Annotated in this window: 12 protein-coding genes; 5 read left to right on the top strand and 7 right to left on the bottom strand. The window is 50.9% G+C overall.

Annotated features, from left to right (window positions below):
* A partial coding sequence (locus AB1656_05690) for a DJ-1/PfpI family protein (GenBank protein ID MEW6234859.1) occupies nt 1-321 on the bottom strand: 321 nt, incomplete at its 3' end.
* Between the two features lie 212 nt (nt 322-533).
* On the opposite strand from AB1656_05690, the gene AB1656_05695 reads away from it, so the two are divergent.
* The gene (locus tag AB1656_05695) at nt 534-1685 is read left to right on the top strand and encodes a uroporphyrinogen decarboxylase family protein (GenBank protein ID MEW6234860.1); all 1152 of its coding nucleotides are present in this window, start codon (nt 534-536) and stop codon (nt 1683-1685) included.
* Nucleotides 1686-1818: 133 nt separating this feature from the next.
* Here the strand turns inward: AB1656_05695 and AB1656_05700 are convergent, their stop codons facing one another.
* Together AB1656_05700 and AB1656_05705 are read right to left on the bottom strand one after the other, a co-directional pair.
* Complete coding sequence (locus AB1656_05700; GenBank protein MEW6234861.1) at nt 1819-2838, bottom strand: ThuA domain-containing protein; 1020 nt, start codon at nt 2836-2838, stop codon at nt 1819-1821.
* A gap of 146 nt (nt 2839-2984) precedes the next feature.
* Nucleotides 2985-5819 (bottom strand): beta-galactosidase, encoded by a 2835-nt coding sequence (locus AB1656_05705; GenBank protein MEW6234862.1) that lies wholly within the window; start codon nt 5817-5819, stop codon nt 2985-2987.
* Nucleotides 5820-6129: 310 nt separating this feature from the next.
* Between AB1656_05705 and AB1656_05710 the strand changes: the two genes are divergently transcribed.
* The 3 genes from AB1656_05710 (at nt 6130) to AB1656_05720 (ending at nt 10383) form a co-directional block, all read left to right on the top strand.
* Nucleotides 6130-6561, top strand: a complete 432-nt coding sequence (locus tag AB1656_05710; protein MEW6234863.1) for an NUDIX domain-containing protein — start codon at nt 6130-6132, stop codon at nt 6559-6561.
* 50 nt (nt 6562-6611) lie between these two features.
* Nucleotides 6612-8444, top strand: a complete 1833-nt coding sequence (locus tag AB1656_05715) for a U32 family peptidase (protein MEW6234864.1) — start codon at nt 6612-6614, stop codon at nt 8442-8444.
* Between the two features lie 175 nt (nt 8445-8619).
* Nucleotides 8620-10383: a sodium:solute symporter gene (locus AB1656_05720; protein MEW6234865.1), complete on the top strand. Its 1764-nt coding sequence runs from the start codon at nt 8620-8622 to the stop codon at nt 10381-10383.
* Nucleotides 10384-10491: 108 nt separating this feature from the next.
* Here the strand turns inward: AB1656_05720 and AB1656_05725 are convergent, their stop codons facing one another.
* The 4 genes from AB1656_05725 to AB1656_05740 all read right to left on the bottom strand — a co-directional run bounded on the left by AB1656_05725 (nt 10492) and on the right by AB1656_05740 (nt 14273).
* Nucleotides 10492-10995 (bottom strand): DUF4411 family protein, encoded by a 504-nt coding sequence (locus AB1656_05725; protein MEW6234866.1) that lies wholly within the window; start codon nt 10993-10995, stop codon nt 10492-10494.
* Nucleotides 10995-12194 (bottom strand): ImmA/IrrE family metallo-endopeptidase, encoded by a 1200-nt coding sequence (locus AB1656_05730; protein MEW6234867.1) that lies wholly within the window; start codon nt 12192-12194, stop codon nt 10995-10997. The genes AB1656_05725 and AB1656_05730 overlap by 1 nt, the downstream gene beginning before the upstream one ends.
* A gap of 146 nt (nt 12195-12340) precedes the next feature.
* Nucleotides 12341-13360: an inositol 2-dehydrogenase gene (gene iolG / locus AB1656_05735; protein MEW6234868.1), complete on the bottom strand. Its 1020-nt coding sequence runs from the start codon at nt 13358-13360 to the stop codon at nt 12341-12343.
* A gap of 10 nt (nt 13361-13370) precedes the next feature.
* Entirely contained in the window at nt 13371-14273 is a 903-nt protein-coding gene (locus AB1656_05740; protein ID MEW6234869.1) for a sugar phosphate isomerase/epimerase, read from the bottom strand.
* Nucleotides 14274-14316: 43 nt separating this feature from the next.
* Between AB1656_05740 and AB1656_05745 the strand changes: the two genes are divergently transcribed.
* Complete coding sequence (locus AB1656_05745) at nt 14317-14526, top strand: hypothetical protein (GenBank protein MEW6234870.1); 210 nt, start codon at nt 14317-14319, stop codon at nt 14524-14526.
* Nucleotides 14527-14628: the final 102 nt, after the last annotated feature.

The following is a 14628-nucleotide window of genomic DNA, read 5'->3' on the forward strand; positions in this document are numbered from 1 at the left end:
GCCGCGTTCCTTGATCCAACGGATGAGTTTTTCGTTGCGGATAGCTTCCCGAATTCCCATCCCTCCCGGGATCGTCAATACATCCAAAGCGGGACAGTCGTCCAAAGCGCAGTCGGGAAAGAAACGCAGTCCATTATGCGCTTTAATGGCTTCAAGATTTTCCGACAGCAGCAAAACCTCCAAGGGCGAAGACTCCTCATAACGGCGCTCCTCGTTGAGACGAACCGAGGTAAAAACTTCATACGGTCCGCAAAAGTCCAACAATTCGACGCCGGGATAGACGAGAATCCCAACCCGTTGGCGCTGATTATCCTGCGACATGCTGTTATTCCTTTCAGAAAATAATCGCCTGGCTTAATTTTATTGGAAAAATGGATAAGGCGATATCTGCTTTGAATCATTTTTTCGAAAAATTTACTGGATTCGATTTACCAATATTTGCGCACCGCGAAAACAGATTTGGATCGTGTTAGAATTTCGGTTTATTCGTCCAGATTAGCGCATAGGTTGCGCGTTGGAGAAAGGATGCGAGCATGAATTCCAGGGAGCGCCTGCTTTCCGCCGTCAATCATCGAGAACCGGACCGGGTTCCTCTCGATATGGGAGGCAACCAGACGGGCATCCATCGCGAGGCTTACCGCAAGGTTTTGGATTTTTACGGCATCGAGGAAGATATCCAGATCATGGACGTGGTGCAGCAATTGGCCGCGCCCAGCGAGAAGGTTCTGCGCCTCTTCGATATCGATACGCGCTATGTTCGTCCGGGCATGTTTCTTCCTCCGCCGGAATTGAAGCAGGTCAAACCAGGACGCTGGGGTTTCACCGATGGCTTCGGCGTAACCTGGGCGATGCCGGGCGAGAGGCCTGGAGAAGGACTCTACTGTGATATCGTCGAAAATCCCTTGGTCAATATCAAATACGAAGACCTGGATCGTTACGATTGGCCGGACGGCGGCGATCCTGCGCCTTTCAAAGGATTGCGCGATTACGCCCGCTGTCTTTTCGAGGAGACCGATTACGCCCTCGTCAGCGGCATCACCGGGGTGGTTTTCGAAATTTGCTGGTACATGCGCGGTTTTGAGCGATTCTACATGGACATGCTGGAGCAGCCGCGCTATGTGGAAAAATTGCTCGATCATACGCTGCAATATTGGCTGGATTTTCACGAAGCGTTTCTCGCCGAAGTGGGAGAATATCTTCAGGTAGTTTGCGTGGGCGACGATCTCGCCATGCAATCTGGCCCGCTCTTCTCGCCCGCCCTCTACAAGAAATTCGTAAAACCAAGGCAGAAGGCTCTCTATCAATTCATTCGCAAAAAGACGAAGGCGAAAGTCTGGTACCATTCCTGCGGCGCGGTTAAGACATTGCTGCCGGAAATCATCGATAACGGCGCCGATATTCTCAATCCCGTTCAAATCGGCGCCAAGGATATGAATCCGGAACTTCTCAAAAAGGAATTTGGGGAACAGATCGTCTTTTGGGGCGGCGGGATTGACACCCAAAAGACGCTGCCGCAGGGAACGCCGGAAGAAGTACGCCAACAAGTTCTGCGTTTAATGGATATATTCAAACCCGGCGGCGGCTATGTCTTCAATACGGTGCACAACATCCAAGCCGACGTTCCAGGGCGGAATATCCACGCCTTATGGGAAGCGGCCAAGGAATTCGCTCCTTATTCGATGTAGCTCGAATGGCAAATTGCGCTTTGCTTGAGCCTAACCTATGGCTTATTTAAAGGGATAAAAAATAAAACCCCGCTTTGCATTACGCAGGCGGGGTTTTATCTTAAAACTGCCATTGCGGATGAAATACAAACTTTTATGGAAGCTTATACAGCGATGGCTTCAAGCCTTTTTTATGGCCGCCGAATCCAATCGGATTGGGATTGTATTCTCCTACCAGACTTACATTCGAATCCGCCTTGATTTCCTTCTCCATGCCCAGCGACCAATAGCAGGCGTTGACGAGGAGGCGGCGGAAGCCCTCGCTTTGCAAGTCGCCCGCGTGGCCCATGGTTGTTGCAAATATCTGCGTAGTTTTTCCTTTTTCGCCCGTGTACGTCTTTAGCCAGGCTACGGGAACTAACTTTTTTTCGGGATTCGGTTCGTCGTTGGAATTCATGCCTTTGAGCACTTGGCCCATGACGAGAGGCTTGCCGTCTCCGCTCAGAGCCGTAATTCCATAGACGTCCGACGGTCCCCAAATGCCGGAGCAGCCCCGTACGATCGGATGGTCTTCCATTCCCTCGGCGATCAAGCCGCGCGTGCTTTCTTTTTGATGTTGGCCGTAATGGTTGATCCAGGTTTCTCCCAAAACCTGCCTTCCGAAACCGCCGGCGAAATCTGCGTTCTTGTTATCGAAACTGTATTTCGCATAAATGCTGTCTTTGTTCTTTTTGTAAAAGAAAGCATGGGTGGCGGTGCGCAGCCCAATAATCGGTTTTCCCGAATGGACATAATCGGCGATGTATTTCGTCTGTTCGTCGGGCAATTCGCGGAAGCGCGTAAAAATCACCATTAGATCGGCGGTTTGCAAAGCTTCCAAGCCGGGAATGTTATCGACCTGTTCGGGATTGATGGTTCCGTCGTTGCGATCGACGGCGAAAAGGACTGTGCAGCGAAAGCCGTGATGGAGGGCGAGTATTTTCGCCAATTGGGGCATGGATTCTTCGGAACGATATTCCTCGTCTCCCGTTACGAAGACAATATGCTTGCCGTGTCCCGGACCTTCTTTCCCTTGCATTTCTACCCAAGAATCCTGCGCCCCAACCGATTGGCCCGCGGCTGCAATTATGACGCTGCCTAGGACGCCTGCTAACATAGTATTCAACTTTCTCATATTCTTTTTCCTTTCGCAAAATGGATATATCAATTTCTTTCGTATTTAAATAATAGGTTATTCTCTTCGACAAGTACAACTGTTATTCCATCTGCAATTTTCTCAAGATTAATCCGTTTTTTACTAACATTCAATCCAATGGCGATTTAGTATAGATCGTTGTCGATACGAATCGCTTCCATATCTTTCTTTGCGATTTTCAGAAGCATGGGATAGAGCGGCGGTAAAACGAATTCCCTAGGATAACTTTCTCCGCTGATTAAATCGGTCGCCAAAGCGTTTGCGCTTAGGGGAAGCCGAATGGATTGATCTTCTCTGCGCATATTGACAATATTTACAAGATAATAGCCGCCATCGTCCAGCGTCAGCCATAATACGCCCCAAAGCGAGCTGCCGTAGGGATCCGTAATGGCGACGGGCGATGACCGTCCCATTTGTTTAAGCCGTTCTCCCGCCAAATCGCGAATCGCCTGCGCGGTGACGGGCGTATTCAATCGGACGGCTCGTCCCAAGCGCTCTCCTTTCTCCAGCCATTGAGCGAGTTGGGGATTCGGGCGGCCATATTCGTCCTGCGTAAAGCATGGCTCTAGCGCGATGACAACGCCGCCGCGTTGGATATACTCCGCGAACACTTTCGCGCTATCCGCATGAACTCTAGCTGTTTTAGGCAATACGACGATCGGCAGCTCGTTCAGTGCTCCTTCCTGGATGGTTTTTTCCGTGACGATTTTGATGCGCAAGCCCAGGTTGGCCAAACCTTCATAGGCGGCGGCGGAAGCATTGCGAGAATCGTCCGTTTGCGTATGGCTAATCCATGAGTAAAACAAACCTATGGGTGGTTTGGCGTTGGCGAAGCGCGCAATCAACGGCGCCAGGCGCATTAAATCGAGACTGGCGCGTCCTGCGGCTTCCACGCATTGGGGGCGCGTTAGAATATTGTCGAACGTCGTCTTCGATTCTCCGCGTTCCCAAACCCAAATCGTCGAAGCGCCCATGCCGTACAACGCTCCTTGCCATAGCGCCGTATAGATATGTTCGCCGGGCGTAAAAACGGCGTTATCGTCCGGGATCAAATGATTTTCCGAATTGAATATGGGATTTTCCGGCGCCGCGCTGCGTTGAAAATCGTAGTGCATAGCTTGCAGCATCCAATGTTGGGCGTAGGGATATTCCTTTTCCCTCGTAGGCGCAGTAACGCAATCGTTTCCCGTGATGCGGCCAAGATGCGCAAAATCCTCGTGATTGACGCCTAGTTCGAAATGTTCTGCGCCGCCCCAGGCGTGGGCCATGCTTTTGGCGTGGACGGGAATATCCGGAGCGTGTTCATGAATGATGCCCGCCATCCAGCGATGCCAATCGCGAAAGCGATCTTGGTTAAATAGGCGCCAGTCGATGCAGGCAGGTTCAGGGGAATCCGTCTCGGCTTGGGGAACCTGGTCGAAACTGGCGTAGAGCGTTCCGTAGAGTTTATTCAATTGTTCTATAGTTTGATGGCGCTTTTGCAGCCATTGATGAAACAAATCGGCGGATATTTGAGAACGGCTGACGTATTGCGGTTCGTTGGAAAGGCAGAAACTATGCAGCGATCGATAAGCCGCCATCTTGGGAACTACAGCGCGCAAAAATCGTTCGAGAATCCCGCGCGCAGCGGGATGATCGATGTCGTATTTGATGAAGCCATGCCCTCCGTCAGCCAATTCCGGATGTTTTTGAAACGCCCATGTGGGCATATAATGGGGCGAAAGCAGAACGCAAACGGCGACATTATGCTTTTCCGCATCTTGCAAAGGCTGAAGAATATTACTCTCCAGCGTTTTCAGGTTAACAGAACCGTTCTCCTCAATGACGCTGTTGGGACCGATTTCGATTTGGATGATGTTGAAGCCGTAATCCGGAAGAATTGGAATATCTTGACGCACTTGTCCAAAATGGCCGACGCCGTTGAAATAAATGGGATGGCCGTTTTGCCAAAAAGCGCCGTCTCGGATTTCCACTTTTCCCGTTTTATATCGCGGAACCGGGCGATCATTTTCGGGGTGCGCCAATAAATCGTTCGCATCATGCAGAGCAATGGCTGTTAATTTTTCCAAGTAAGCGGCGATGCGTTCGGCGCGGATTTTTTTCCATAGCGAATCCCCGGCATAGTCGTCCCGCGCATAGACGATGAAACTGCGGATCACGCGCGATTTTTGTTTTATGTAATCCATCGCCAGGTTTAACGAACGGCCTTGTTCGATGGATCGATCCAGTCGTGTTAATTCCCGCGTCAGGCCATCCAATCGTTCGGGCGTGGAGGATGCGGCTTGCAGCAGGATCGCTTCCGCCTTTGGCGCTAATGCTGATAAATCGTTGATCTTGCCGGGGGATGCCGACGAAAGGGCGGCGCCGATCGATTCGTAAACGCGCTGAATCGCCGCTCTCCAAACCGCATCGCCATCCGACAAATAAGATTCGATGAGGTCGATTTCATCGATGACTTTTTGCAGCGAGCTTTGAAGCTTCAGGCTGTCATCGGTTCCCAAACGCGCCTGTAAAAAACAACCGAATCCCGGCCGGTTGATGCCATGAAGCGCCACGGAAATCGTCTCGCCGGGTTGGGCGTTTTCCGTCAGGATAACGTCGCCCTCCCGCCACTGGAAGCGTTGTTTTTCTTCGCCGTTGACATAGGCGGCCGCTTCGTTATCCATTCCCAGGATCAGGCGAATGCGCTGGCCATTGGTGGGAAATCCCATAATAGTATCCGGAATCGTTACGTTGGCGCGAAACCAGCATGTGGAATCGTGCGGAAGCCAACGATGTCCGATTCCAACGACTGGCCATTTTGTATCGTCGTATCCAGGTTTTTCAGCGCCATTGATTTCGCCTATATGAAAACGCCACTCCTTCACGTCCGTATCGAGAAAAGTAAGGATTTCATGGCGAGGATTTTGAACGGCGGCGGATATAAGAACGAATAATGGGAATAGATTCGTCAGCATCATGGCGAAAAATTTCCAATCCTTTTTCTTTTTGGCGAAAGGCTTTTTGGATTTATTATAGGATCAAGGGCAAAACGACATTGCCCTTGCCGCTCGGCGTCCAATTCATCCTACACGATATTCTTCTTTGTCATGACGACCGTCAAGTTCCAGCCATAAAATTCATCTTTAATCCATTCTAAATAAAAACCAATATTCCATTCGAAATGCGATGAATTTTGAATCAAGGACAAATTGCATTCGATTGGAGTTTCGATTATAGTGGTTAATCGACAATGTAAGTTAATACGCTCGAATAGAAACTGAATATCGTATGACGGATTATAATAAAGTTGCGCTTTTAACGTTGCGCGGCGATCGTCTTCTGCTTTGCCGCAAAGACCGGCTGGCTTCCAATCTGATTTTGCCGGGCGGATGCATCGAGCCGGGCGAATCGGCGATGGAATGTTTGGCGCGCGAGTTGCGCGAAGAATTGGGCGGCGCCGCAGCCTCGAATCTTCGGTTTGTCGGCGAGTATAGCGATATAGCTGCTTCGGAAAATCCTGGCGAGGTCAAAACTCTCCATATCCGATTGTATCAAGGCGAACTCCAAGGCGTCCCCGCTCCTTCTTCGGAAATCGTCGAACTGGTATGGTTCGGTCCCGATTCCGATTTCTCCCAATTGACGCCGATTATGATTCATCATATTCTTCCCGACCTGCTTCGTCGTAAAATCTTGCCCTGGTCTATCGATCGTCTTCACTGAACCTTTTTTCCATTTCGCTCTTTTTTTGAAGAACAACTACAATATTTATCATGATGAACCAAGTCGAATTGCTCGCTCCCGCCAAAGACCTATCCTGCGGACTCGCCGCCATCGATTGCGGCGCCGACGCCGTCTATATCGGCGCGCCGCGCTTTGGGGCGCGCGAGAGCGCGGGCAATGCGCTGGACGACATCGCCGCATTGGCGCGTTACGCTCGCAAATACTGGGCGCGCGTATACGCCGCCGTCAATACGCTGCTGTGCGACGAGGAAATACCCCTCGCCCGGCAATTGATTTGGGAACTTTACGATCTCGGCGTGGACGGCGTCATTATTCAGGACGTTGGCCTGTTGGAATGCGATCTCCCGCCGCTGCCGTTGATCGCCAGTACGCAAATGCACAACGCAACGCCGGAAAAGGCGGCCTTTCTCGAAGCCGCCGGTTTTCAGCGAATCATCCTGGCCCGCGAACTCAGCTTGGAACAGATCAAGGAAATTCGCCAGGCGGCGCCGCATATCGAATTGGAATTCTTCATCCACGGCGCCTTATGCGTCGGCTACAGCGGGCAATGTTATCTAAGCTACGCCCTGGGCGGTCGCAGCGGCAACCGTGGACAATGCGCCCAGCCTTGCCGCAAATCTTATACGTTAGTGGATGGCCAAGGCGCCGCGATCGAAAGCGGACGCCATCTATTGTCGCTGCGCGATTTGAATCTTTCCGGCAGCCTGCGGCAGTTGCTAGAGGTTGGCGTGCGCTCCTTTAAAATCGAAGGCCGCCTGAAAGACGAAACCTACGTCGCCAATATCGTAAGTCATTACCGCTTGTTGCTCGATGAATTGTTGCCGGAGATGGGATTGCGCAAAAGTTCGTCCGGAAAAAGCCGCATCGAATTTACGCCCGATCCCGATAAAACCTTCCATCGCGGCTATACCTCCTATTTTTTGCATGGACCTCAACCTTCCATCGGTTCGCTGGATACGCCGAAAATGATGGGGGCGCCGATCGGAAGAGTTATCTCAATTAAAAATGGCGGCCTCGTCATCGATTCGAAAATTCCCCTGCATCCTGGCGATGGAATTTGCTTTTTCGATTTGCAGCATCGCTTATGCGGAGACGGCGTTAACGCCGTTCAAGGCCGCCGCGTTGTTTTAAACAAGGGAAATGGGATCGCGGCGGGAACCATGATTTACCGCAATCATGACCATGAATTTTTGACGCGAGTCAAGAAAAGCCGCAAGGATCGGCGCATCGCGGTTGCGTTGACGCTGCGAGATGCGCCGGACGGCCTAAGGTTATCCGCAAATGACGAAGACGGCGTTGCAGCGGAATCTTTTCTGCCGGGACCATTCGAGGTCGCCAAGAATCCTGAGAAGGCGCTCGATGATATACGCAGGCAGTTGGAAAAATCCGGAGATACGGAATTCGCTTGTTCCTCGCTGAATATCCAGCTGAATCGCATTGTTTTTATGCCAATTTCGCTTTTGAATCGCCTGCGGCGGGAGGCGTTGGCTAACCTCGCCGCCGCCCGTCTTGCTGCTCGCTGTCAACCGGCCGGCGGCGTCCAGAAAAATATTGTTCCCTATCCCGAAACAGAGATGAATTTTCAAGGCAACGTCTTGAATCTTTATGCGGTGAAATTTTACCGCCGCCGCGGCGTAACTCAGATCGAGCCCGCCGCTGAATCGGGCTTGGATTTACGCGGACGCAAGGTTATGACGACGCGCTATTGCTTGAAGCGAGAATTGGGCTTTTGCCCGGAAAAGAAAAATACGCCGCCTCCTATCGAGCCGCTGGCCTTGATCGACGAGCAAGGCCGCAAATTGGTTTTGCAATTTAACTGTAAAGAATGCGAAATGGAGATTATTTTGGAAAATAAAGCCTGACGGGAATCGCCGTCCCATCGCATTCCTTTTTTGCGAAGATAAAGCCATTTCTTTTCATCATTCATCACTCATCATTCATCATTATCCGTTTTACGTCCCTTTTCATTCCCTGCCCGGCGTAATAAATTGATACCCAAAATCTTGTTTTTATCTTTTTAGGGGAAAGGCGGAAACGATGGAATTGCTCGACTGGTTAATGATTGCGGGATATTTTTTGCTGCTCTTTGGAATTGCCTGGTGGGTTATCCTCAAGGGAAAAGCGACGACCGACGACTACTTTCTGGCGGGACGCAACCTGGGATGGTTTATCGTCGGCGCGTCCATCTTCGCTTCCAACATCGGATCGGAGCACTTGGTCGGCCTGGCGGGATCGGGCTGCACGGACGGCGTAGCCATGGCCCATTACGAGTTGCATGCCTGGTGCTTGCTCGTGCTGGCGTGGGTATTTGTGCCTTTCTACATGCGCTCTAAAGTATTTACCATGCCCGAGTTTTTGGAGAAGCGATACAATCCTTCCGCCCGATGGATTCTCTCCCTCATATCGCTGGTCGCTTATGTTCTGACCAAGATCGCCGTTGGCATATTCGCCGGGGGGATCGTCTTTCGGACGCTTTTGCCCGACGTTCAGTTGAACATCGGTTCTTACGTCATCGATAGTTTTTGGATTGGCTCGTTTTTGGTTATCATCCTGACGGGAATCTATACCATTCTCGGCGGTCTGCGCGCCGTGGCGTATACGGAAGCGGTGCAGACGGTCGTATTGATTCTCGGCTCCGTTTTAGTAACGATCTTCGGCTTGAAAGCCTTGGGCGGCTGGAGCGAGTTGCGGGAGGTATGCGGATCCGACATGTTCAACCTATGGAAGCCGCTGGTCCCTGACGGAATGCAAGGAACTTGGGAGCCGGTAAGAGAGGCGAACCGCATGGCCTGGTATTTCAACAGCAATTACCCTTGGTTGAGCATGTTGTTCTGCGCTCCCATCATCGGCCTGTGGTATTGGTGCACCGATCAATACATCGTACAGCGGGCGCTGGGCGCGCCCGACGAACGAACCGCCCGCCGGGGTAGCATTTTCGCGGCGTTCTTCAAACTGCTGCCGGTTTTCATCTTCATCATTCCCGGCATGATCTGCTTCGCGCTAGCCGCAAGCGGCAAGGCGGCGGAACTGGCGAGCGCGATCTATACGTCGGGCCAGCTGGATGCGGAAAAAAGCCAGGCGGCGTTTCCGCTGCTGGTGAAATACGTGCTTCCAGCGGGAATCCGCGGCATCGTAGTCGCGGGGCTATTGGCCGCTTTGATGAGTTCGCTGTCCGGCGTGTTCAACGCCTCTTCGACTCTCTTCACGATGGATTTTTATTCCAAGTTTCATCCTACGGCTTCGCAACAGCAGTTGGTTTGGATCGGGCGCGTGGCCACAGCGGTTATGGTTCTGATCGGATTGATTTGGATACCCGTCATCCAAGGAGCGAGGGGATTGTACAATTACTTGCAAGGCGTACAGGGTTACCTGGCGCCGCCGATTTTCGTCGTCTTTTTCCTCGGCGTTTTCATGAAGCGGGTGAATGCGGCCGGATGCATTACGGCGTTAGTCGTAGGATTCATTCTTGGCGTCTTTCGCCTCGCCATCGATACGCCAGTGGCCATGAAAATGGCGGGATTTGAAAACGGCTATACGGAAGGCACGTTCTTTTGGATCGTCAACAATACGTTTTTCCAATATTACAGCTTGCTCATCTTCGTAGTCTGCGTTATTTTGATGATCGGCGTTAGCTATGCGACGGCGGCGCCGGACTTACAGCGAATCTCCGGATTAACGTTTGGAACCATAACCGACGAGCATCGGCGTGAATCACGCCGCAGCTGGGATTGGAGAGAACTATCCGCGTCCGTATTGCTGCTGTTTTTGATCCTGGGGGCGTATCTCTATTTCAGGGGGTGAAGAACGTCGTCCGCATTACGGAATCGAATATAGCAAGGCTATGAGAAAGGCCGCGCGGAAGCGGATATTTCGCGCGGCTTTTGGTTTGATATACGCCTCTTTCGATTGTTAAGGCCGCCAGGAAGTTTTAAAACCCAATTCGCGATTCAATACAAAAGGATCGCAACATTGTACTTGCATGGTTTGGCATACATCCGGAAGATGCCGATTCTGTCTACTCCTCTTTGGCTTGGATACTTCTGTTGTAACAACGCATCGGTCGGTTTTTGCCATCGCATACGCGACGAGAAAGGGATCGCGCCCTAACTGATCCACTTCTACATCCGTTAAATCGCTAGCGTAACCTTGATTGACAACTCTTCGAAAAAGTAAAATATCGACCTCTTCATCGAGTTTCAACGCTTCAATGTTTGCTTTATCCCGTATCCAAGAATATAAGAGGTCTTTATCTTTACGCCCCTCTTTGATTTCTTCAATAATTTCAACAGGAATCTTTACGCGGTTTGATAGACCCATATAGTGCAGCCATTCCCAAAATTCAGGAACTTGATCGATCGGATAATAGCGATTATTGGCAGTAATTAATACGCTTGCGTCGAGGAGATATAACATCAGTTGTCTTTCCGCCCCGCTATATCTCTCAACAAAGGTTCCACATTCCTAGGTTTCACGCCAAGAACCTTTGCCGCTTTTGTTGGCGTAAGCATATCTTCATCGATTGAACGGCTTACTAAATTTAACAATGAAGGACCAAGGCGGTAACGGCGGATAACATAGTAACTAGGTCCTCCCTCTTTTTGTTGATTCTTCTCCTTTTTTATTTCTTTAATTTTGAGCCATTCATTTCTTAATTGATTATCGATCTCATGCCATCTTTTTTCTTCCATAAGACCAAGACGGAAAAGTTTATATGCTATCATGGAACGGCTAAGCTTTCGCTCTTTAGCAAAAGAGGAGATTTGATGGAGAACATTCTCTAAGCGCAAGGAGGCTATCTTATTTAATTGCTTAGCTTCTTGGATAGGCAATAAAATTTCGCTGGCCACATCATTGCAATAGCGTTCAATATCGCCTTCCCCATATACGCCGCTAACGCCAGTTTCACCTAGCCAAAGATGCGCCATTTCGTGAAATAGCGTAAAAGAAAAGGCGGATTTTGCATCTTGACTGTTGATTATAACGAAAGGCGCTATCGGATCGGCGATGGCAAAACCGCGAAATGTCTCAATGGAGATAACGCTATGATAGCTTCCGAGATCGCCTGCAAGCAAAACAAAGACGCCGCAATTTTCAACGCGGTTGCGAAGATAGGCGAACGCGTCATCGATAGTATTTAGAGAACGAAACTCATTAAGTTGAAAACCTATCGTATCCTTAATGTTTTGAGCAAGCTGTCGAACGCTCCAATCTCTGCTTGCCGAACCGATATAAGGAAGAGGATGCGCTTCTTCGTCTTCAAGCAATTCTTTTACTAGGTTTTGCCTTACTTTCAAGTCGCGAATTAAAGCGTCGAGTAACGCTTCGTCCCCCTTTGAATGGCTTTGGGGAAGAATTCGGAAATCTTGGCCGCGATTGCCTTTGCGTGGCGGAACTTCCATATAAAAAAGCAGGAGCGGCCGACGGTATTTTTTCGACATTTCCAGAAGATGATGTCTGGATGGTTTTTCTGCGCCGGACTCGAAAGCCGCCAGCCGTTCAGGTCCTGTGCGCCCCCGCGCATCGCCTAGAGCGATAGCTTTTGAGGCTTCTTCAAGCGATAACCCCGCTTCTTTTCTCGCCCAAACAAGAATATCGGGATTTACTTCAACCATTTTTGCCTATCCTGATTAGTATTCCAATCAACGTTATTATAGAAGCCTAAGAATTTGAAAAAGGAACTACTCGTTAATCGGATTAGTTCTTTCTTGACGCAATTATATCGCAAACCTTATGCGAATAGCATTAGTAAGTCCTTCGATTACATCTCGCTCAACGCGACAGGGCGTTTTTCTTTCAAGGAGCGCTGGGCCGCCAGGCCGATGACGACGGGGATGCGTCCGTCGAGGCCGGTTACGGGCGGCTTGGCGTCGTTCAAGACGGCTTGAACGAAAAGATCCATTTCCGAAATGTAGGAATCGATATAACGGTCCATGAAGAAATTATAAGGCAACGGCGCATGAATTCCTTCCGCGTTGCTCCAGCGGGTGCGGGTGGGAGCGTTGTTGTCCGCCGCGATCATGCCTTTGGAGCCGAAGACTTCCACGCGCTGGTCGTAGCCGTAAATCGCCTTGCGGCTGTTGTCAATGGCGCCCAAGGCGCCGTTGGCGAAATGAAGCGTGATGAGGGCTGTATCGATATCCCCCGCTTCGCCTATGCCTTTGTCCACGAGAACGGCGCCCGCTGCGTAGACGGTCTCGATCTCCGTCCCGGCGAGGTAGCGCGCCATGTCGAAATCGTGAATCGTCATATCCAAAAACATGCCGCCGGAAACTTTGACGTATTCCAACGGCGGCGGGGCGGGATCGCGGCTGGTGATTCGCAGCAGATGCGGTTCGCCGATCGCTCCCGCTTCGATCTTGCGGCGCACTTCCAAAAAATTGGGATCGAAGCGGCGGTTGAAGCCGACTTGGAATTTGACTCCCGCCTTCTCGACGGCGTTCAAGGCGGCGTCGATGCGGGCGAGATTGTAATCGATCGGCTTTTCGCAAAAGATATGCTTTTTCGCCGCCGCCGCTTCTTCGATCAACCGCGCATGAGTATCCGTCGATGAGCAAATAACAACAGCGTCGATTTCGTCCATCGCTAACATCGCCGCCGAATCGCCGCAAACATGCGGAACGTTGAACTGCGCCGCGCAGGCTTCTGCGGATGGGCGATTCGCGTCCGCCACGGCTACCAAACGCGCATGAGGCAGGCGAAAGGCGAGGTGTTCAGCGTGGACTTTTCCAATCCGGCCTGTTCCAATTACGCCGACGTTAAGAATGTTTGAGGTTTTCATGATCGATCCTTTATAGGCCTAAAGATTTGATGTATTCCCGATTGCGGCGGGCGCTTTCTAGGGGCGTTCCCATTCCCGGCAGGACGTCTTGCTCGACGACGATCCAGCCTTCGTAATTCCATTTTAGCAATTGCCTCGCAATCGAAACGAAGTCGACTTTCCCTTTCCCCAACTCGCAAAACACGCCGTTTTTCACGGCGGCGAAATAATCCCAGCCCTCTTGCCGCGCCTGTTCGGCGACTTCGGGATGGCAATCCTTGAAATGGACGTGCCAGATGCGGTTTCCATACGCTTTCATGCCCGCTGCCGCATCGCCGCCGCCGTAGGTATAATGCCCGGCGTCGAAGCAAAGGCCGATGAGTTCCGAATCGGTCATATTCAGGAAGCGGTTGATCTCCTGCGGCGTTTCGACGTACCCGGCGCAATGGTGATGAAAGACGGTGCGGACGCCGGTTTCGTCGAAAATCTCCCGTGCGATCAACTCCGCGCCTTGAGTAAAAACGGTCCATTGCTCATCCGTCATGCCATCTTCGGGACGGATGCGTCCTGCTTTTTTCGTCCTGCGTTCTACGGTTCCATTATTATCGGCCAGCACGAGAAAGGGGGCTTCCGCCACGGCGCTAAGGAGTTTCGCCGTTTTCAAGGCCAATTCCAACCCCGCCGCATGAGCCGCCGGATCGATGAGCGCCGCCGGGACGAATGCGCCCAGCATCTCTAAATTCCGGCGCTCCAATTCCCTATGAAGGATGGCGGGATCGGTGGGCATGAAGCCCCAATCGCCCAATTCCGTTCCTTCGTAGCCCGACTGGGCCATTTCATCCAAAACCCTGGCGAATCCCGCCGCTTCGCCTTCCAAATTGAATTCCAGAACTCCCCACGAACAGGGAGCGTTGGCGATTCTGATTCGATTCATCGGCTTCTCCAATCTAAACTAAATGATGAGTGATGAGTGATGAATGATGAATGATGAAAAAAACCTCTTTCTCTTTAGTGATTTTAGAGCAATTTTGTATCATGGATTTCATGGATTCTTTTGGATTTCTCAGAAACATCTTGGTCATACCGCGATTCCTTGCGACAACCGTGTTTTTTTGGATTCTATGGAGTTAATAGGCGTTTTTCATCCCAGCCTTGAAAGGCTGGGCTATTATCAAATGCCCCTTTAAAGGGGCAAGCGATAATAGCCCGCCGTTTTAACGGCGGGTTTAGGAAGGGATTCCTTTTTCGTGTTTTTCTTTTTCATTTCGTGTTTTCGCGATTCAAACGAC

The sequence above is a fragment of the Candidatus Omnitrophota bacterium genome (genome assembly GCA_040755155.1).
GTDB lineage: Bacteria > Hinthialibacterota > Hinthialibacteria > Hinthialibacterales > Hinthialibacteraceae > JBFMBP01.

Bases quoted from the DNA above. Each gene is read 5' to 3' on its own strand.
- AB1656_05725 (MEW6234866.1), bottom strand. From the start codon at position 10,995: ATGTTATATCTCCTCGACGCAAGCGTATTAATTACTGCCAATAATCGC.
- AB1656_05700 (MEW6234861.1), bottom strand. From the start codon at position 2,838: ATGAGAAAGTTGAATACTATGTTAGCAGGCGTCCTAGGCAGCGTCATA.
- AB1656_05710 (MEW6234863.1), top strand. From the start codon at position 6,130: ATGACGGATTATAATAAAGTTGCGCTTTTAACGTTGCGCGGCGATCGT.
- AB1656_05745 (MEW6234870.1), top strand. From the start codon at position 14,317: ATGATGAATGATGAAAAAAACCTCTTTCTCTTTAGTGATTTTAGAGCA.
- AB1656_05730 (MEW6234867.1), bottom strand. From the start codon at position 12,194: ATGGTTGAAGTAAATCCCGATATTCTTGTTTGGGCGAGAAAAGAAGCG.
- AB1656_05720 (MEW6234865.1), top strand. From the start codon at position 8,620: ATGGAATTGCTCGACTGGTTAATGATTGCGGGATATTTTTTGCTGCTC.
- AB1656_05740 (MEW6234869.1), bottom strand. From the start codon at position 14,273: ATGAATCGAATCAGAATCGCCAACGCTCCCTGTTCGTGGGGAGTTCTG.
- AB1656_05715 (MEW6234864.1), top strand. From the start codon at position 6,612: ATGATGAACCAAGTCGAATTGCTCGCTCCCGCCAAAGACCTATCCTGC.
- iolG (MEW6234868.1), bottom strand. From the start codon at position 13,360: ATGAAAACCTCAAACATTCTTAACGTCGGCGTAATTGGAACAGGCCGG.
- AB1656_05695 (MEW6234860.1), top strand. From the start codon at position 534: ATGAATTCCAGGGAGCGCCTGCTTTCCGCCGTCAATCATCGAGAACCG.
- AB1656_05705 (MEW6234862.1), bottom strand. From the start codon at position 5,819: ATGATGCTGACGAATCTATTCCCATTATTCGTTCTTATATCCGCCGCC.